We start from the raw sequence: 16,655 nt of genomic DNA, 5'->3' as shown, positions 1-16,655 counted from the left end.
GTCAGTATGGCGAAATAATCGCGTAAATGAAGACATTAAATCGTGTCACGCTGGTGGCATTCTGATTTGAGGCATCTTTTGCTATGACAAACCCGTCACAGTTGTTCCGTTTACAGGCCGGTATCTGCCTGGCCAGTTTTCTCGGTTGCATTGATTTCACCATCGTCAACACCGCGCTGCCTGCGCTGCAGCGGCAGTTTTCCGTGGGTGTGGATGCAGTCCAGTGGGCGATGACCCTGTTTGTCATGGCGCTCTGTTGCTGCATGGTTCTCACCGCCCGCCTCGCCGAGCATTTCGGACAGCGGCAGGTGCTGTATACCGGCATAATCGGATTTGGTCTGGCGTCGCTGGGTGCCGGACTGTCATCCGATCTGGCGATACTTAATCTCTTTCGTCTGTTGCAGGGGGCAGGCTGTGCCGTGCTGTATACCGCGACAGCCGCGATCCTGGTGGAGGTGATGCCGGCATCACAGCGGGGCAGGGCGCTGGGACTGCTGTTTGCGGCCAACGGCGTGGGCCTCGCGCTGGGGCCGGTGGCAGGAGGGCTGCTGGTCAGTCAGTTTGGCTGGCGTTCCATCTTTCTGTTGAATGTGCCCTTTATTCTGCTCAGCTTTGCGCTTTGCGTCGGCAATATCCCGGGGCATTCCGTGCGTCGTCACCTGCGGCTGGATTACCCCGGCTGGTTGCTGATGGTAAGTGGACTGGTGCCGTTGCTGCTCTGGGCAAGTTTTGTCGCGCGCTGGGGCTGGCTGAGTCTGCCTTCACTGGTGACGCTGGGCATCGCCATCCTGTTGCTGGCCGCTTTTGTGCGGGTGGAACGGCGCACGCAACAGCCGCTGATCGATTTCAGCGTGCTGCGGGAGAAGACATTTCGCCGGGCTTGTGGATTATCCGTATTGCTGGCGATTTTTTACTGTGTGGCATTTATGTTGATGCCATTCAGGCTGATTGAGCTTTATGCATTAAATGACGCGCAGCTTGGTCTGATGCTGTTGCCAGTTACGCTGGTGATGGCGCTGGTTTCTCCGCTGGCAGGCAGGCTGGGCGATCGCCTCGGGCCCTGGCCGATTATGGCAAGCGGATTCACGCTGCTGGCGGCATCCGCACTGTTGCAGAGCACTTTCAGCAGCACGCAGTCGGTGTATTGGGTGATAACGGCTTTTGTTCTGATGGGTATGGGATGGGGCGCGATCCTTGGGCCTTCTGTTGCCGCTGCACTGGGCGCATTGCCACCGTCACAGCACGGGCAGGGGATCGGGATCTCATGGACGCTGCATAACCTGGGGGGGGCGCTGGGCCTCGCAGTGGCGACGCGTCTGTATCAGACGGGCGGGGCGGTTCAGGGCTATCAATGGGTCATGTGGCTGCTGGCGGTACTGTCTGTGATGGGGATGATAACGGCGGCAATCTCAATACGCCGCGCCAGCCCTGCATCCGCTGGCGCGGGGGGATAGTTAACCCGTGACGGTTTTTGCCGCAAAACGCTTACGCAGTTTTTGTAGCTTAGGTGGGATCACCGCCAGGCAGTAACGATTTTCCTGGCCTTCACCTGCCCAGTAATCCTGGTGATAGTCTTCGGCCGGATACCAGGTGGCATCGGCTTCGATGGTGGTTACCACCGGATCAGTGTGCTCAGCCTGCGCACGAGCGATGGCCGCTTTGGCTTCTTCTGCCTGGCTGGCGCTGTTCGGGAAAATAGCCGAACGGTACTGGGTACCTATATCGTTGCCCTGGCGGTTCAACTGAGTGGGATCGTGCGTGGCGAAGCTGATATCCAGCAGGTCGCCATAGCTGACTTTTTCCGGGTCAAAGGCAATGCGGATCGCTTCCGCATGTCCGGTATCGCCATTGCAGACCAGTTTATATGTCGGATTCTCGGTATGACCGCCAATGTAACCGCTCTCCAGTGACTCCACGCCGTTAATCTGTTTAAACACCGCTTCGGTACACCAGAAGCAGCCTCCGGCGAGGGTTGCGTATTCTGTCGCCATCTGTCACTCCTTCAGGAACATTCCTGCTGTTGGGCTGTTGATATAAGAATCACCTTAGCGTGTTACCTCGCAAGGTCAATGCGTTTTTCGCTCAGGCCGCACAGTCGCTGATATCGCGATCAACCCAGGTCATCCCCCAAGGGGTAGAAACAGGATGTTATGAAAAAGATACTGTTCATAACGTTTTTCCTTAGTTTATTTTGGAATGTCCTATAACCGTTGGTTATTGGCTGGCGGCGTTCTAAGCGAAGAAAATAACACTAACTTATAACGTATTGATTTATGTCAATACCTTATTAAAAAAGGTGTCTTTTGAACATGTCGCTTACCCCGCTGCTGGCGCAGACCATTTTCAGCCTCCATCCTGGCGAACCTGAACGTAGCAATGCCCGTGACGGGGTAACGGATTATTTCGCCTGTCTGTTTCCTGTACTGCATGGCAGCGTTATCGACAGCGGACTGGATGCGATCTTCCGCGTTTACCCGGCTGAGCATTCCGTCGAGAATCTTGCCTTACAGCTCGGCTATATGAGCCACTCGCTGGATTTCGATGATTATCATGCGAACTTTCGCGGTCATCCCACCACGGTCGTGCTCTCCACGCTGCTGGCACTGAGCAAAGAGAGAGGAACGGTCAGCGCAGACGGGTTCCTCGATGCCTATATTGTCGGCGTTGAGCTGGCTGGCCGCCTGGGAAAAGCCATCGGTACGCGTCACTATTCCGCAGGATTCCACAGCACCGCCACCCTGGGCACGATTGCCGCTGCGGGAGCTGCCTGCCGTCTGCTGGCGCTCAGCCAGGAAGAAACCCAGGTTGCCCTCGGTCTGGCGGCAACGCAGGCATCGGGGCTGCGCAGCCAGTTCGGTTCAGCCGCCAAACCCCTGCACGCCGGGCTGGCCGCACGCAGTGCCGTTAACAGCGCACTGCTGGCGCAGGCCGGGTTCCGTGCGCAGAGCAACGGTGTACTGGAAAGCTTCCTGCAGGCGCTGGGTTTTGGTGTGGAACAACCGCAGGCCTTGCTCAGCGGCTGGGGTCAGCCGTGGCGCATCGTGGAACCGGGTCTGGAGTTTAAACGTTATCCGACCTGCGGCGGCACTCACAGCGCCGCCGAAGCAGCGTTTGTCCTGCGCGAACAGCGGCTTGCTGCCGGGCAGGACGCCAGCCCGGACGACATCGAACGTATTGAGGTCAGTTTCCCGCCAGGCGCAGATACAGCCCCCAATATTATTGCGCCAAAAAACGGCGTGGAAGCGCGCTTCAGTCTTGAATACGTCATCGCCGATGCATTGATTAACGGCAGCGTAGCGCTGGAACACTACAGCGAAGCCCCGGTGAAATCGGCTATCGCGGCACTGGCCGCGCGGGTGACACGTCAGCCAGACCTGACGGCACCGGCCGATGAACTGGACCCGGATCGGCGTTTTCACCGCGTCACGCTGTGGTTGCGCGATGGCAGTACCCTGAGCCACTGCGTCACCCGTCGCACCACGGCCGCCGCTTATACCGATGTGCAGGCCAAATTAAAGCTCAGTCTTGCCGCACTGCCTGCACCCCAGGCGCAGAGCATCATTAACGATGCCCGTCTGCCGGATGCTGCTGCATTACACCGTCTTATTTTTCTGATTAGCCAATAACGAAAAGGATCTCCCATGTCTGTGCAAAAAACGTCGTCACGTCAGCTGCGCCTTGGTCTGTTTGTTCAGGCGCTGGGCCACCATGTGGGCGGCTGGCGTGCGGAAGGTGCCAGCGGTTCACCCACTGATGTTGACTGGTTTACCTGGATCGCCAAAAAGGGTGAAGAGGGTAAGTTTGATATGTTCTTCGTCGGCGATGCGCTGGCCACCAGCGTACATCGTCTGCCGTCTACCATGTCCCGTCTGGAACCTCTGACGCTGCTTTCTGCGCTGGCCGTGCAGACGCAACACATTGGCCTGGCAGCCACGGCTTCAACCACTTTTGACCAGCCGTTTCACCTCGCGCGTGCGCTCTCCTCGGTGGATCACATCAGCCGGGGTCGCGGCGCGTGGAACGTGGTGACCTCGTTTTCTATTGATGCTGCGCGTAACTTCAGCCGTGAAGATCTGCCATCCCATGCGGAACGCTATGATATGGCACGCGAATTTCTCGATGTCACTTTCAAGCTGTGGAACGGCTGGGAAGAGGGCGCTATCGTGCGTGAAAAAGAGAGCGGCCGTTACTCCGACGAAGCGAAAATCCATGCCGCTAATCACAACGGCAAGTACTTCCAGGTGCAGGGACCGCTGAATATTGCCCGTTCGCCGCAGGGGCGCCCGGTGATCATTGAGGCCGGTTCTTCCCCGGCAGGCCAGAAGCTGGCCGCGGAAACCGCCGAAGTGGTGTTTACTGCCGCCGCCTCGCTGGAAGAGGGCCAGGCTTTTTACCGCAGCCAGAAACAGTTTGTACGTGAGGCCGGGCGTCATCCTGACCATCTGCTGATCCTGCCGGGCGTGATGCCGATTGTGGGTCGTACCCGCGCAGAAGCGCAGGAAACCTGGAACCAGCTGAATGAGCTGGTCGACATCGATAACGGTATTGAGCAACTGTCAGCGCGCTTTGGTGTGGATATGACCGCTTACCCGCTGGACGGTCCGGTACCGGAAATTGGCGGTACGGAAGGGGGGCAGAGCCGTGTGAAGCTGCTGACTGAGCTGGCCGCACGCGAGAACCTGACTCTGCGCCAGCTGGCTGCCGTGGCCGCGGGCTCCCGTGGACACCGCGTGATCGTCGGAACGGCGCAGGATATCGCCGATGATTTCCAGCTGTGGCTGGAGCAGGAAGGGGCCGATGGCTTCAACATTATGCCTGCCGTGCTGCCAAACCAGCTGGAACTGTTTGTTGAGCTGGTGGTGCCTGAGTTACAGCGCCGTGGCCTGTTCCGTACCGAATACCAGTACCGCACCCTGCGTGAAAACCTCGGGTTGCCGCCGTTTGATGAAAATTTTGCCGCCGTCCCCGCGCTGGCGACTGAGAAGGAATAACTGATGAAACTTTCTGCCCTGACCGCTGCTCTGCTGGCCCTGGCGCCGCTCACTTCTGCACTGGCGGCTGACCAGGACGTGGCGTTTACCGCCAGCGTCAAACCGAAGGCTGATGCAACGTTACATGCCCAGCTGCCGGAAGATATCCTGAAAAAAGGGTATATCGTGGCGGGTACCAACCCGAATACGCCGCCCACCACCTTCTACCAGGCGGATAACAAGACCCTCGCGGGGCGCGAAATTGATATCGTCAGTGCGGTGGCCGATCGCTTGGGGATTGCCGTGCACTGGCGTGATACCGGCGGGTTCGACAATATCATTCCGGGTCTGAAATCCGGCCGTTACGATCTGGCCGCCTCGAATATTGATGCCAACAAAAAGCGTCTGCAGCAGGTGGATTTTGTCGGTTATTACAATGCATCGAAGCTGGCGCTGATCTCGCGTAAAGACGCTGAACTGGGGCCGTTCAACACCTTCGCTGAACTGTGCGGTAAAACCGTTGGCGCAGGGGCGGGCACTTCTCAGATCACCCGCCTGCAAACCGCCAGCGATGCCTGCATCGCCGATAAAAAACCAGCCATCACCATTCCTGTCTTCCCTGACCGTCCGGCTGGCGTACAGGCAGTGATGAGTGGCCGTGTACCGATGTTCTTCGGGCCGTATGAAGGCCTGCGTTATCAGGCCAGCCAGGTGAAAGCACTGGCGCTGGCGGGTGAGATCACTATCGAAGACACCATTGTGTCGATGGCGTTGCCGAAAGGCTCACCGCTGGAGAAGCCAATTCAGGCGGCGCTGAACTCGCTGATCAAAGATGGTACTTACCAGCAGATCCTCGATAAATGGGAAATCGGCTTCGGTGCGGTAAAAACCGCCGGTCTGAATGAAGAGATCGCGAAATGAGTCAGCGGCCTGACGACCCCGGCGCCGGGCTGCGTATTGTCGGGCATCGTCATTACGGGCGCTGGTTCAGCGCGCTGATCGTGCTGCTGCTGGTGGCGCTGATGGGCTCGTCTGTGGTCAGCAACCCGCGTTTTGAATGGGACGTGGTGGCGCAGAACCTGACGGAAGCGTCGATCCTCAATGGCGTGCTGATGACCCTCAAACTGACGGTGATCTCCGTGCTGTTCGGGTTTGCCGGGGGCACGCTGCTGGCGCTGATGCGTCTGTCGGCCAACCCGGTGCTGGTGGGTGTCAGCTGGGCGTATACCTGGTTTTTCCGCGCGGTACCGATGCTGGTGCAGCTGTTCCTCTGGTACAACATTGCCGCGCTGTATCCGAAGCTGACGCTTTCTCTGCCTTATGTCGGAACGTTGTGGAGCGCCAGTACCAACGAAGTCATCAGCCCGTTCAGTGCGGCGGTGATTGCGCTGGTGATGCACCAGTCGGCCTATGCCGCTGAAATCATCCGCGCCGGGATCCAGAGTGTTAATCCGGGCCAGCTGGAAGCCGCTAAAGCGCTGGGCTATCGTCCTGGCCAGATTTTTCGCCAGACCGTACTACCACAGGCGATGCGCACCATTTTGCCTCCGGCCGGTAATGAGGTGATCGGTCAGTTGAAAACCACGGCGGTGGTGTCGGTGATTGCGCTGCAGGATGTGCTCTATTCGGCGCAGATTATCTATCAGCGCACCTATGAAGTGATCCCGCTGCTGCTGGTGGCGACCGCCTGGTATCTGCTGATGACCTCGGTGTTGTCGGTGGGGCAGCATTATGTGGAAGTGTGGTTCAGCCGGGGGAATGCCCCGGTGAAAAAACGCTGGTTCCGCAAAGTTGCTGAACAACAGGAGGCGCAGTCATGAGTGAACCGATCCGCCTGCGCGGCATTCACAAACAGTTCTCCGGTAAAACAGTGCTGCGGGATATCAATATGGATATTGCTGCCGGATCGGTGACGGTGATCCTCGGGCCGTCCGGTTCGGGTAAATCCACGCTGTTGCGCTGCATTAACCATCTTGAGAAGCTGGATGCCGGGACCATTCATGTCGGTGAGTCGCTGGTGGGCTACCGGCGCCGCGGCCAGCATCTGGTCGAGTTACCGGAAAAGCATGTTGCCGTGCAACGTCAGCGCATTGGTATGGTGTTCCAGCAGTTCAACCTGTTCCCACACCGCACCGTATTGCAAAATATCAGCGATGCCCCGTTGCGTATCCGCCGCGAGAAACGCTCTGTGGTGGAAGCGCGTGCGCTGAAACTGCTGGAACAGGTCGGGCTGGCGCATCGTGCGCAGGCCTGGCCACGCGAGTTATCCGGCGGTCAGCAGCAGCGTGTGGCCATTGCCCGCGCGCTGGCGATGGAACCGGAAGTGATGCTGTTTGATGAACCGACCTCGGCGCTGGATCCTGAACTGGTGGGTGAGGTGCTGCAGGTGATGAAACAGCTCGCCCATTCCGGCATCACGATGGTGGTGGTGACCCATGAAATCGGCTTTGCCCGCGAAGTGGCCGACAATATCGTGTTTATGGATAACGGCCAGGTGGTGGAAAGCGGCGATGCCCGCACGCTTCTGGATAACCCGCAGCACCCGCGCCTGCGCGAGTTTCTGGCCAGCGTGTTGTAATGTCATTCTGCCTCCTCCCGGAGGCAGAAGTTTTGCCTGTGTTACCTAGCTTAACAACCCCGCTGCGACATTTACTGACAACCCGAGAATCGCCAGATTAAAGACAAACGAGATTACCGACTGGAGCAGGGCAATCTGGCGCATGTCGGTGGTGCCCGTTGCCACGTCGGCGGTTTGAGAAGCGACGGCGATGGTGAAAGAGAAATAGAGGAAATCCCAGTATCCCGGTTCGTCGGGCTTTTCCGGGAAGATCATCGGCGTGACGTCCGGCGTGCGGTGCAGATAGTGGTGATGGGCGTAATGCATGGCAAAGGCGGTGGGAAGCAGCGCCCAGGAGAGGATCAGCGTACTGGCCGTCAGCAGCAGATGGAGAATGCGCGGAGTTCCGCTGAGATCTTTCAGCGACGTCAGCTCCATCAGAATCGCCATGATGCTGATCAGACAGGCGAGCGTGACCAGACTCAGTACCAGCGTGGCACTTTCATCCTGGGTTCTGGCGATATGTGGAATATTTTTCGGCGCAGTGCGCAGCATCAGACTCCACAGGAAAAACAGATACAGCAAGGCCAGAACATTCCAGCCGATCAGCAGTCGTTGCAGGATGCCCAGTGAAGCCGGTAAGGCGACGAAACAGACCAGCCCGGCCACAATGGCTATCAGTAACCGGAGACGGGCGTGGAGGTAATGACGCAGGGAAAGGCGCATGGTGTCAGCTGTTTTCCAGACGAGAGGGTAACCTTAACTGTAACTGATAACGGCCTTGAGAGCCGTTCTTATCAGAACTGGAATCAGGTCCTGAACAACGGGGCTTTCGACATGACAAAAAAACAGCACATTATCCAATGACCAAAACTCAAATCTGTCGCGCTGTTGCCCGTTCAACCGCGATTGAAACAGGTGTGTCCGTGCAAAAAATCGAACAGCAGCTCAAACTCAGCCTGGCCCAGGCGAAAGCCGTTGGCCTGGTGCTCAATGCCACGGATGACGACTAAAAGATCCCCTCGGATTATCGCTTTTCTGCAGTTTCGCACGCCCCTTGACTGTTCATTCCAGTGGTAACGCCATGTCGGTGAGGACGTGAAGTCCACGGGTTCATCAGGCGACTCCAGCCGGAAAAATATCTCTGCTTTCGTGGTTTTATCCGCCACTACCTCACCCTTCTTATTTCATTTAGCTATAAGCCATGTCATTTCAATCGTTTCCAATAAATCCCGGCCTGATTACTATCGTTTGGCAATTAGTGCTACCAATAATGTACGCATAATAATCAGTTTAATTAATCAGCGTTTTTCGCTGGTACGACGGCAGAAAACAGGCATCAGATGATAGTTTTGCGCAACGTTTCAAAAATATTTAACGCCAAATCAGGCCCGGTGACCGCCGTTAATGATGTCAGCCTGCAGGTTGAACAGGGGCAGATTTACGGCATTATCGGCTACAGCGGGGCAGGAAAAAGTACCCTGATCCGTTTGCTTAACGGGCTGGAAAAACCGACTTCCGGCAGCGTGATTATCGCCGGGCAGGACATCGCGCTGGCCAGCGGTGAAGCCCTGCGTCAGGCCCGTCTGAAAATCAGCATGGTTTTCCAGCACTTCAACCTGCTGTGGTCACGCACCGTTAGCGAAAATATCGCCTTCTCCCTGCAAATTGCCGGGGCACCAAAAGCGGTGATCCAGCGCCGGGTGCAGGAACTGATCGCGCTGGTGGGGCTGACCGGTAAAGAGCAGGTTTATCCTGCGCAGCTCAGTGGCGGGCAGAAACAGCGTGTGGGTATTGCTCGTGCGCTGGCCAACAGCCCGGATGTGCTGCTGTGTGATGAAGCAACCTCTGCGCTCGATCCGCAAACTACCGATGCCATTCTCGATCTGCTGCTGGATATTAACCGTCAGTTGAAACTGACCATCGTACTGATCACCCATGAAATGCACGTGGTGCGCAAAATCTGTCACCACGTCGCAGTGATGGAAGACGGTAAAATCGTTGAAGAAGGTGAAGTGCTGTCGGTGTTTACCCATCCCCGGCAGCCGATTACCCGCATGTTTGTTAAGCAGACGGCGGAATACAGCAGTGCAGATACCCCGTTTAACCCGGAACTGATCAATGCGGCTGAGGGGGCGGTGCTCAGACTGACGTTTGTCGGCGCAAGCACCCGCCAGCCGATTGTCGGTGAGCTGACGCTGAAGTACGCCTTACCCTTCAATATTCTGCATGGAAAAATGACCCAGACCACTCACGGTACCTTTGGCGAACTCTGGTTGCAGGTCCCTGCTACGCCTGCCCAGCTGTCGAACATTCTCGACGATTTACATACTTATGCCATTACTACCGAGGTCGTCAGCCATGTTTGAGAATCTGTTCCCGCATTTGAAACTGGATCAGCTCTGGGCCGCCACCGGTGAGACGCTGTATATGACCGCGCTGTCCGGCGTGGCGACCTTTGTGTTCGGTATTGTGCTCGGCCTGGCGCTGTTCCTGACCGCCCGTGGCGGACTGTTCCAGAACCGCGCGATTTATTCGGTGATCTCGGTTCTGGTCAACGTATTCCGCTCCATTCCGTTCATCATTTTAATCGTGTTGTTGATTCCGTTTACCAAAACGCTGATCGGCACCATTCTCGGCGCGGATGCCGCGCTGCCTGCCCTGATCGTTGGCGCGGCGCCGTTCTATGCACGCCTGGTGGAAATTGGCCTGCGCGAGGTGGACAAAGGCGTGATTGAAGCCTCGCGTTCGATGGGCGCACGTCTCAGTACCCTGATTTTCCGCGTGCTGCTGCCGGAATCCTCTCCTGCACTGGTATCCGGTATCACGGTCACTCTCATTGCGCTGGTGAGCTACAGCGCGATGGCTGGCGTGATTGGTGCGGGTGGACTCGGTAATCTGGCGTATCTGGAAGGTTTTCAACGTAACCACGGCGATGTGACGCTGGTGGCGACGGCAATGATTCTGGTGATTGTCTTTATCATCCAGTTCTTAGGTGATGTGCTCACGGCACGGCTCGACAAACGTTAACTTTTTAGGAAAAACAAAATGAAAAAAACACTGACGCTGCTGGCTGCGGCCACTCTGGGCGCACTGAGTCTGAGTGCCTGGGCCGATACGCTGACCGTTGGCGCATCAAACGTCCCGCACGCTGAGATCCTTGAGCAGGCGAAACCGATTCTGGCGAAGCAGGGCATTGATCTGGAAATCAAACCATTCCAGGACTACATTCTGCCGAACACTGCGCTGGCCAGCCGGGATATCGATGCTAACTATTTCCAGCATATCCCTTACCTGAACAGCGTGCTGAAAGATCACGCCGGGGATAAAACTTACGATTTCGTCAGCGCTGGCGCTATCCACATTGAGCCAATTGGCATTTACTCGAAGAAGTACAAATCGCTGAAAGATCTGCCGCAGAACGGCAAAGTTATCATGCGTGATGCGGTGGCTGAAGAAGGCCGTATCCTGTCTATCTTCGAGAAAGCCGGTGTGATCAAACTGAAACCGGGCGTCAGTAAAATTGATGCGCGTATCAGTGATATCGTGGAAAACCCGAAACACCTGAAGTTCCTCGCCAATGTTGAAGGCGCACTGCTGCCGCAGATGTACAACAATGATGAAGGTGATGCGGTGGTGATCAACGCCAACTATGCGATTGATGCGGGTCTTGACCCGGTGAAAGGCCCGATTGCCGTTGAAAGCGGTGAGAATAACCCATATGCGAACATCATTACTGTGCACCGTGGTGATGAGAACAAGCCGGATGTGAAAGCGCTGGTGACCGTGCTGCATTCGAAAGCGATTCAGGACTGGATCCGTACCAAATACAAAGGCGCGGTGATCCCGGTTAACAACTGATATTGACAGAAGGCCGGGCAACCGGCCTTTTTTCCCTCTGACTATTCCCTGCTAAGCTTATATTTTTTAAGCATTCGTTTCCTCATTTCTGCAACGTTACACTGCCCGGATGTCAATATTTACCCGGGGCGACGATGATATCGGTTAGCGGATTAAACAAAACCTTTCAGCACTATCATGCACTTAATGATATTCATTTTACCGTTGAACGGGGTGAGGTGATTTCGATTATCGGTCCTTCCGGTTCCGGCAAATCCACCCTGTTACGCAGCCTTAATCTGCTGGTGAAACCCGACAGCGGGCAACTGACGATTGGCGATATGTCCGTTGATTCCCGTCGGCTCAGCCGCAGTGATACCCGCCTTTTTCGCCGGCAGAGCGCGATGGTGTTCCAGCATTACAACCTGTTCCGTAATAAAACGGCGTTAGAGAACATCACTGAAGTGCTGATCTACGGGCTCGGCTATTCGCGTGCGGATGCCGCAGAGCGTGGAATGGCACTGCTGACCAGCGTGGGGCTGGCGCACAAGGCCGCTGCTTATCCCGCAACGCTGTCCGGCGGTCAGCAGCAGCGGGTGGGCATTGCCCGTGCGCTGAGTCTGGAACCCGAAGTCTTACTGCTGGATGAACCCACCTCTTCGCTCGACCCGGAGTTACGCCGCGATATTCTTAACCTGATTGCTGCGCTGGCTGAACGGGATTTTACTATGCTGATTGTCACCCACGAGATGCATTTCGCCCGCGATATTTCCAGCCGCCTGTTCTTTATGGATCAGGGCCGGATTATTGAACAGGGCCCACCCGCCGAGCTGTTCGACATCACTACCGGCGGTCGCGCCCGGCATTTTCTTCATGATGTTGCCTGAACGCGACAGGGAGGTTATCGATGCATTTTGATGTGGCTTACATGCTGGGCATTATCCCCCAGATCCTTCAGTACCTGCCGGTCACACTGACCATTTCGCTGCTTTCCATTGTGCTGGCCACCGTGCTGGGACTGGGCGTGGCCTTGCTGTTGCGGGCAGCACGCCCGCTGGCGGCCTTTGCTCATGTGTATATCTCTTTCTTTCGCGGTACGCCGGTGCTGGTGCAACTGCTGATGATCTACTTTGGCTTGCCGCAGGTGTTTCCGTTAATGAACAACCTCGATGCTATTCACGCGGTGATCCTCGGCCTGAGCCTCAACAGTGCGGCCTATCTGGCGGAAGTGTTCCGAGCGGCAATTGATTCAGTGGACGAAGGACAGTGGGAAGCCTCACTGGCCTCCGGGCTGGGTCACATCCAGGCGGCGCGGCGTATTGTGCTGCCCCAGGCATGCCGCAATGCTATCCCCGGTGCGGGCAATATCTGGATTGGCCTGATCAAAAACTCCTCGCTGGCGTTCACACTGGGTGTCAGTGAGCTGCTGGCGGGGGGGAAGTTAATCGCTACAGAGTCACTGAAGTTTTTTGAAGCCTACTTCGCGGTGGGCCTGGTGTACTGGGCACTGACCATTGTGCTGAGTGCACTCCAGCGACAGCTGGAACGCTATATCGGCAAACCTTATAAAGTCTGATTAATCGGGAAAACAGAACAATGAAAGGGAAAAAAATAGCGCTGATGGCCTGCGTTTTGTCGCTGCTGAGCGGTTGCGACAAGCCATCTGACTCAGCAAGCGAACAGCCTGTTTTACGCGTGGGGGCCACGCCGGACGGTTACCCGCACTACTTTGTGCAGGACGGTGAAGTTCAGGGTTTTAGCGCGGATATTTTGCAGGCGGTGGCCGATAAAATTCACTATAAAGTGGAGTGGGTGACCTCTGACTGGGTCGGTGTGCTGGGATCGCTGGAAACCGGTAAGGTCGATACGGTCGGTAACTTTGCGGATACCCCGGAGCGCCGGAAAAAGTATGATTACAGCGTCCCGTATTACTACTCCGCTGCGGCACTGGCGGTCAGTGAAAATAACACCACGATCCATGGCCTGAGTGATATGAAAGGCAAAACTGTGGCGGCGGAACTCGGTTCTAACTATGCGAAGGTGCTGAAGGAGTTTGACCCGCAGAACCAGATTAAGCTGGTGACTTTTGAGGGGATGGACGTGATTGTCAGCAGCGTGGCGCAGGGCAAAGTGGATGCGTTTGTCTCCGGCCAGGTGATCCTGCTGGGGCAGATTAAGCGCAAACATTTGCCGCTGAAGGTGGTGGGAGAAACCTTTGGTGAGAAACAGGTGGCGCTGCCGTTCCGCAAAGATGAGCGGGGCAGCGCGCTGAAGGCTAAAGTGGACCAGGCGCTGGGCGAGCTGCGCGCAGACGGTACGCTGAAGAAAATTTCTGAGAAATGGTTCGACAGCGATCTCAGCGTCAGCCATCAGCCTGTAAAAGGATAACCCGCATGTCTCTGCATCTTGCCCTGTTTCTTGATGCCACCGGTTGTCACTATTCAGGATGGCGTATGCCGGGCGCGGAGCGGCCCAGCCCGACGGACTGGCATGTACTGAAATCACTGGCGTTAAAGGCGGAAGCGGCAAAGTTTGACCTGATTTTTATGGCCGACAAGCTGTCGATTGATGATGTGTATGGTGACAGTGTCACCGATGCCGTGCGCTATCGGGTGACCGAGCGACCGGAGCCGTTTACGGTGCTTTCCGCTCTGGGGGCGGTCACGGAGAAAATCGGGCTGGCCGGGACGATATCCAGCTCAGTGATCCAGCCGTTTGCCGCCGCGCGCACGCTGGCAACCCTTGATCACCTCACGGGGGGACGTGCCGGCTGGAATGTAGTGACCTCAACCAGCGATGCAGAAGCCGCAAACTACGGTCAGACACTGTTAAGCCACGATCAGCGTTATCAGAAAGCCGCTGCGTTTATTCAGGCGGTGCGTACCCTGTGGGACAGCTGGGCCGACGATGCCATCGTGGCGGATCGTGAAAGCGGAGTATATGCACGCGGCGAATGTATTCGCTATGCAGGCATTGAGACACCCTGGTTTACCAGCCGTGGGCCGCTGAATCTGTCACGCCCGCCACAGGGGCATCCGGTCACCTTCCAGGCGGGCGGTTCCGGACCGTTTATGGCGCTGGCAGCACGCGAAGCCGATGCCGTCTTTGCCGCTGAGAAACCGGATCTGGCCTCGGCCCAGGCGTATTACGCGCAGTTAAAGGCGCTGGTGGTGGCGCAGGGACGTGCGGCGGACAGCCTGAAGATCCTGCCGGGGTTGCAACCGGTGATTGGGCGTACGCAGAAAGAAGCCGATGAGTTACTCGCCGAGCTGACGCGTCTGCATCATCCGCTGGCAACGCTGACGCACCTGTCGAACACCATGAACTATGACTGGGCGCAGCACGATCTCGACGGCCCGATGCCGGACATTGCCGATACACTGGCACGACGTGAGCGTTTTGCGCCAATGCTGAATCAGGCACGTGCGCAGGGCATGACAGTGCGGCAGTTTACCCGCTGGATTGCCGGATCGGGGTTTACCGTTGCCGGTACAGCCTCTGCGCTGGCGGAGCGGATCGCGCTCTGGTATCAGCAACGGGCAGTCGATGGATTTGTGGTGATGCCGCCCTGGGTGCCGGGCGCGTCAGATGCCTTCTTCAACGAGGTGGTGCCGTTATTACAGGAAAGAGGCGTGTTCCGTGACGAGTATCAGTCAAATACGTTACGCGGGCATCTGGGGCTGGAACGTCCCACGCGCTGAAAATATCAGGCAAAAACGGAAGGGGGTGATCCCTTCCGCTTTCAGCAGCCCAGTTTACTTAACAGCGGCCACTGCAACATCAATGTATCAATCAACTGATCCAGTTCCGCGCGCGTCGCACCCTCACGCGCACGTACCGACATCCCCTGCAACAAACAGCAGAGATACGCCGCCAGCGCACTGACGCGGGTGTTCGGGTCAAGCTCTCCGGCCGCCTGCCGCGCCTGCAAAAACGCCAGCAGATGCTGTTCCTGATTGCTGTGCCGGTCGCGCAGCATTTCGGCCACTTCCGACGAATCCGCTGACAGGGTGCTGGAGGTGCAGATAAAGAAGCAGCCTCCGGGTTTTTTACCGTCGGTGAAACAGGCGGCCGTTGAACGGAAATAGTTCTCTATACCGCTCGCAACACAGCTTTCCGGGCAGCTCAGCGCCGCTTCACTCTGGCGGGCAAACTTCTCTGTATAGCGATCGACAGCGGCACGGAACATCCCTTCTTTATTGGTAAATTCCGCATACAGCGTTGGCGCTTTCGCACCCGTGGCTTCCACCAGATCTGCCAGTGACGTGCCTTCGTAGCCATGGCGCCAGAACAGTTCCAGCGCTTTATCCAGCGCGGCTTCCCGGTCAAACGTTTTTGGCCGTCCCCGGCCTTTTCTGATGCCTGCGTCCTGCTCAGTATTCATCATTCCTCACTTACGCAATCCCGCTCGGTCATTTAATTATCAATCAGTATAAAAACATTAAACCCCGCTGTCGAGCGGCGTTTACATGTGCTGTGATCTGGCGTTAAGAAGAAAAAAATATAACTTTATTGTAAATAAATTCAAGATGTTAGTTTTTAAATTAGCGATCGTTAATAAAACAATGTTGACGGAGATCACAAACAGGCATAACATTTACCTATCGATCGTTAATTAATAACGACGGCAACATCAAACAACCGAATTCAACTGAGAGTAAAATTATGAAAACCATCAAAATGACCCTGGCCGCTATCGCACTGACTTCCGTATCTTTCGCCGGTTTTGCCGCTGATCTCGTGAATGCCGATCCCGCTCAGCAACAGCAGGTAGGTGTCATTTCTGCCAGCGGCGCGTCTAACCTCTCTTCACTGGAATCCCAGCTGTCTGCAAAAGCGGACCAGGCGGGCGCGAAATCATTCCGAATCACTTCCACTGTTGGTGACAATAAACTGAACGGCACGGCGGTGATTTACCAGTAATAGCGATGACTATGAATGAGCATCAAGGGGATAGTATGAAACTTAGCAAATCCGCCCTTGTTGCCGTCATCCTGAGCACGATGTCTGGTGCCAGCCTGGCAGCACTTCCTGAAGGGCAAGTGAGTACGGTTCCACCTGCGGTGGCCACGACCTATGTTACCGGCAGCACCACGCTGGTATCCCTGGACGTTCAGCTCTCGGGAACGCCTGCCTTACCTGCGGCAAGACCGTTAGCGATAGCCCGGGTAACGGGTGCGAACAGTCTGTATGGCACCACCATCAGCTATCATTAAAATGTATTTCGAAAACCGCCGTTTATCCGGCGGTTTTTTTATGCGAAAAAAAAGCCACTACGCTACTATCGA

Annotated in this window: 19 protein-coding genes; 16 read left to right on the top strand and 3 right to left on the bottom strand. The window is 56.3% G+C overall.

Annotation, left to right across the window (positions count from 1 at the left end; all coding sequences use genetic code 11):
• Positions 1 to 83: 83 nt before the first annotated feature.
• A complete protein-coding gene (locus tag HHI26_RS22965) occupies positions 84 to 1,454 on the top strand; it encodes a DHA2 family efflux MFS transporter permease subunit (protein WP_171149768.1) in 1,371 nt (456 codons plus the stop codon).
• Here HHI26_RS22965 and msrA read toward each other — a convergent pair whose 3' ends face one another.
• Positions 1,455 to 1,991, bottom strand: coding sequence for a peptide-methionine (S)-S-oxide reductase MsrA (gene msrA / locus HHI26_RS22960; protein ID WP_133846730.1), 537 nt, complete (start codon positions 1,989 to 1,991; stop codon positions 1,455 to 1,457). It lies immediately after the preceding gene.
• Between the two features lie 318 nt (positions 1,992 to 2,309).
• On the opposite strand from msrA, the gene HHI26_RS22955 reads away from it, so the two are divergent.
• From HHI26_RS22955 to HHI26_RS22935, 5 genes are read left to right on the top strand one after another with little or no spacing between them, the layout of a single operon-like run.
• Complete coding sequence (locus HHI26_RS22955; protein ID WP_171149767.1) at positions 2,310 to 3,626, top strand: MmgE/PrpD family protein; 1,317 nt, start codon at positions 2,310 to 2,312, stop codon at positions 3,624 to 3,626.
• A gap of 15 nt (positions 3,627 to 3,641) precedes the next feature.
• Entirely contained in the window at positions 3,642 to 4,991 is a 1,350-nt protein-coding gene (locus HHI26_RS22950) for an LLM class flavin-dependent oxidoreductase (protein ID WP_133846732.1), read from the top strand.
• A 3-nt stretch (positions 4,992 to 4,994) separates the two neighbouring features.
• Positions 4,995 to 5,891: an ABC transporter substrate-binding protein gene (locus HHI26_RS22945; protein ID WP_133846733.1), complete on the top strand. Its 897-nt coding sequence runs from the start codon at positions 4,995 to 4,997 to the stop codon at positions 5,889 to 5,891.
• On the top strand, positions 5,888 to 6,790 hold the full coding sequence (locus HHI26_RS22940; protein ID WP_171149766.1) for an amino acid ABC transporter permease: 903 nt from the start codon (positions 5,888 to 5,890) through the stop codon (positions 6,788 to 6,790). Before HHI26_RS22945 ends, HHI26_RS22940 begins: the two co-directional genes overlap by 4 nt.
• On the top strand, positions 6,787 to 7,548 hold the full coding sequence (locus HHI26_RS22935; protein ID WP_171149765.1) for an amino acid ABC transporter ATP-binding protein: 762 nt from the start codon (positions 6,787 to 6,789) through the stop codon (positions 7,546 to 7,548). The genes HHI26_RS22940 and HHI26_RS22935 overlap by 4 nt, the downstream gene beginning before the upstream one ends.
• Positions 7,549 to 7,593: 45 nt before the next feature.
• On the opposite strand, the gene HHI26_RS22930 is transcribed toward HHI26_RS22935, so the two are convergent.
• Positions 7,594 to 8,253 carry a DUF1345 domain-containing protein gene (locus HHI26_RS22930; protein ID WP_171149764.1) on the bottom strand — a complete coding sequence of 220 codons (660 nt, stop codon included), beginning with the start codon at positions 8,251 to 8,253 and terminating at the stop codon, positions 7,594 to 7,596.
• Between the two features lie 137 nt (positions 8,254 to 8,390).
• Here HHI26_RS22930 and HHI26_RS22925 point away from each other — a divergent pair, with 137 nt between their 5' ends.
• From HHI26_RS22925 to HHI26_RS22890, 8 genes are all read left to right on the top strand, one after another.
• Positions 8,391 to 8,540 (top strand): hypothetical protein, encoded by a 150-nt coding sequence (locus tag HHI26_RS22925; protein WP_133846737.1) that lies wholly within the window; start codon positions 8,391 to 8,393, stop codon positions 8,538 to 8,540.
• Between the two features lie 330 nt (positions 8,541 to 8,870).
• Entirely contained in the window at positions 8,871 to 9,896 is a 1,026-nt protein-coding gene (locus HHI26_RS22920) for a methionine ABC transporter ATP-binding protein (RefSeq protein ID WP_159338420.1), read from the top strand.
• Positions 9,889 to 10,557, top strand: coding sequence for a methionine ABC transporter permease (locus HHI26_RS22915; RefSeq protein ID WP_133846739.1), 669 nt, complete (start codon positions 9,889 to 9,891; stop codon positions 10,555 to 10,557). The genes HHI26_RS22920 and HHI26_RS22915 overlap by 8 nt, the downstream gene beginning before the upstream one ends.
• A gap of 18 nt (positions 10,558 to 10,575) precedes the next feature.
• Positions 10,576 to 11,388 carry a MetQ/NlpA family ABC transporter substrate-binding protein gene (locus HHI26_RS22910; RefSeq protein ID WP_133846740.1) on the top strand — a complete coding sequence of 271 codons (813 nt, stop codon included), beginning with the start codon at positions 10,576 to 10,578 and terminating at the stop codon, positions 11,386 to 11,388.
• Between the two features lie 134 nt (positions 11,389 to 11,522).
• The gene (locus tag HHI26_RS22905; protein ID WP_159338419.1) at positions 11,523 to 12,254 is read left to right on the top strand and encodes an amino acid ABC transporter ATP-binding protein; all 732 of its coding nucleotides are present in this window, start codon (positions 11,523 to 11,525) and stop codon (positions 12,252 to 12,254) included.
• Positions 12,255 to 12,274: 20 nt separating this feature from the next.
• Entirely contained in the window at positions 12,275 to 12,943 is a 669-nt protein-coding gene (locus tag HHI26_RS22900; protein ID WP_133846742.1) for an amino acid ABC transporter permease, read from the top strand.
• 20 nt (positions 12,944 to 12,963) lie between these two features.
• Positions 12,964 to 13,755, top strand: a complete 792-nt coding sequence (locus HHI26_RS22895; protein WP_133846743.1) for an amino acid ABC transporter substrate-binding protein — start codon at positions 12,964 to 12,966, stop codon at positions 13,753 to 13,755.
• 5 nt (positions 13,756 to 13,760) lie between these two features.
• Complete coding sequence (locus HHI26_RS22890) at positions 13,761 to 15,068, top strand: NtaA/DmoA family FMN-dependent monooxygenase (protein WP_171149763.1); 1,308 nt, start codon at positions 13,761 to 13,763, stop codon at positions 15,066 to 15,068.
• 41 nt (positions 15,069 to 15,109) lie between these two features.
• On the opposite strand, the gene HHI26_RS22885 is transcribed toward HHI26_RS22890, so the two are convergent.
• Positions 15,110 to 15,751, bottom strand: a complete 642-nt coding sequence (locus HHI26_RS22885) for a TetR/AcrR family transcriptional regulator (protein ID WP_133846799.1) — start codon at positions 15,749 to 15,751, stop codon at positions 15,110 to 15,112.
• 281 nt (positions 15,752 to 16,032) lie between these two features.
• Here HHI26_RS22885 and HHI26_RS22880 point away from each other — a divergent pair, with 281 nt between their 5' ends.
• Both HHI26_RS22880 and HHI26_RS22875 read left to right on the top strand, forming a co-directional pair.
• A complete protein-coding gene (locus HHI26_RS22880) occupies positions 16,033 to 16,290 on the top strand; it encodes a YdgH/BhsA/McbA-like domain containing protein (RefSeq protein ID WP_133846745.1) in 258 nt (85 codons plus the stop codon).
• Positions 16,291 to 16,325: 35 nt separating this feature from the next.
• Positions 16,326 to 16,583, top strand: coding sequence for a hypothetical protein (locus tag HHI26_RS22875; protein WP_133846746.1), 258 nt, complete (start codon positions 16,326 to 16,328; stop codon positions 16,581 to 16,583).
• Positions 16,584 to 16,655 lie beyond the last annotated feature (72 nt).

The organism is Erwinia sp. JH02, from assembly GCF_013074405.1.
GTDB classification, from domain to species: Bacteria; Pseudomonadota; Gammaproteobacteria; order Enterobacterales; family Enterobacteriaceae; genus Erwinia; species Erwinia rhapontici.
Note: the sequence above shows the minus strand (reverse complement) of the source record. Positions and strands in the feature narration are given on the sequence as shown.

What these genes read in the sequence shown, in the direction of transcription:
- HHI26_RS22965 (WP_171149768.1), top strand. Translation starts at nt 84, where the DNA reads ATGACAAACCCGTCACAGTTGTTCCGTTTACAGGCCGGTATCTGCCTG.
- HHI26_RS22910 (WP_133846740.1), top strand. Translation starts at nt 10,576, where the DNA reads ATGAAAAAAACACTGACGCTGCTGGCTGCGGCCACTCTGGGCGCACTG.
- msrA (WP_133846730.1), bottom strand. Translation starts at nt 1,991, where the DNA reads ATGGCGACAGAATACGCAACCCTCGCCGGAGGCTGCTTCTGGTGTACC.
- HHI26_RS22945 (WP_133846733.1), top strand. Translation starts at nt 4,995, where the DNA reads ATGAAACTTTCTGCCCTGACCGCTGCTCTGCTGGCCCTGGCGCCGCTC.
- HHI26_RS22935 (WP_171149765.1), top strand. Translation starts at nt 6,787, where the DNA reads ATGAGTGAACCGATCCGCCTGCGCGGCATTCACAAACAGTTCTCCGGT.
- HHI26_RS22900 (WP_133846742.1), top strand. Translation starts at nt 12,275, where the DNA reads ATGCATTTTGATGTGGCTTACATGCTGGGCATTATCCCCCAGATCCTT.
- HHI26_RS22885 (WP_133846799.1), bottom strand. Translation starts at nt 15,751, where the DNA reads ATGAATACTGAGCAGGACGCAGGCATCAGAAAAGGCCGGGGACGGCCA.
- HHI26_RS22905 (WP_159338419.1), top strand. Translation starts at nt 11,523, where the DNA reads ATGATATCGGTTAGCGGATTAAACAAAACCTTTCAGCACTATCATGCA.
- HHI26_RS22895 (WP_133846743.1), top strand. Translation starts at nt 12,964, where the DNA reads ATGAAAGGGAAAAAAATAGCGCTGATGGCCTGCGTTTTGTCGCTGCTG.
- HHI26_RS22940 (WP_171149766.1), top strand. Translation starts at nt 5,888, where the DNA reads ATGAGTCAGCGGCCTGACGACCCCGGCGCCGGGCTGCGTATTGTCGGG.
- HHI26_RS22880 (WP_133846745.1), top strand. Translation starts at nt 16,033, where the DNA reads ATGAAAACCATCAAAATGACCCTGGCCGCTATCGCACTGACTTCCGTA.
- HHI26_RS22955 (WP_171149767.1), top strand. Translation starts at nt 2,310, where the DNA reads ATGTCGCTTACCCCGCTGCTGGCGCAGACCATTTTCAGCCTCCATCCT.
- HHI26_RS22915 (WP_133846739.1), top strand. Translation starts at nt 9,889, where the DNA reads ATGTTTGAGAATCTGTTCCCGCATTTGAAACTGGATCAGCTCTGGGCC.
- HHI26_RS22925 (WP_133846737.1), top strand. Translation starts at nt 8,391, where the DNA reads ATGACCAAAACTCAAATCTGTCGCGCTGTTGCCCGTTCAACCGCGATT.
- HHI26_RS22930 (WP_171149764.1), bottom strand. Translation starts at nt 8,253, where the DNA reads ATGCGCCTTTCCCTGCGTCATTACCTCCACGCCCGTCTCCGGTTACTG.
- HHI26_RS22920 (WP_159338420.1), top strand. Translation starts at nt 8,871, where the DNA reads ATGATAGTTTTGCGCAACGTTTCAAAAATATTTAACGCCAAATCAGGC.
- HHI26_RS22890 (WP_171149763.1), top strand. Translation starts at nt 13,761, where the DNA reads ATGTCTCTGCATCTTGCCCTGTTTCTTGATGCCACCGGTTGTCACTAT.
- HHI26_RS22875 (WP_133846746.1), top strand. Translation starts at nt 16,326, where the DNA reads ATGAAACTTAGCAAATCCGCCCTTGTTGCCGTCATCCTGAGCACGATG.
- HHI26_RS22950 (WP_133846732.1), top strand. Translation starts at nt 3,642, where the DNA reads ATGTCTGTGCAAAAAACGTCGTCACGTCAGCTGCGCCTTGGTCTGTTT.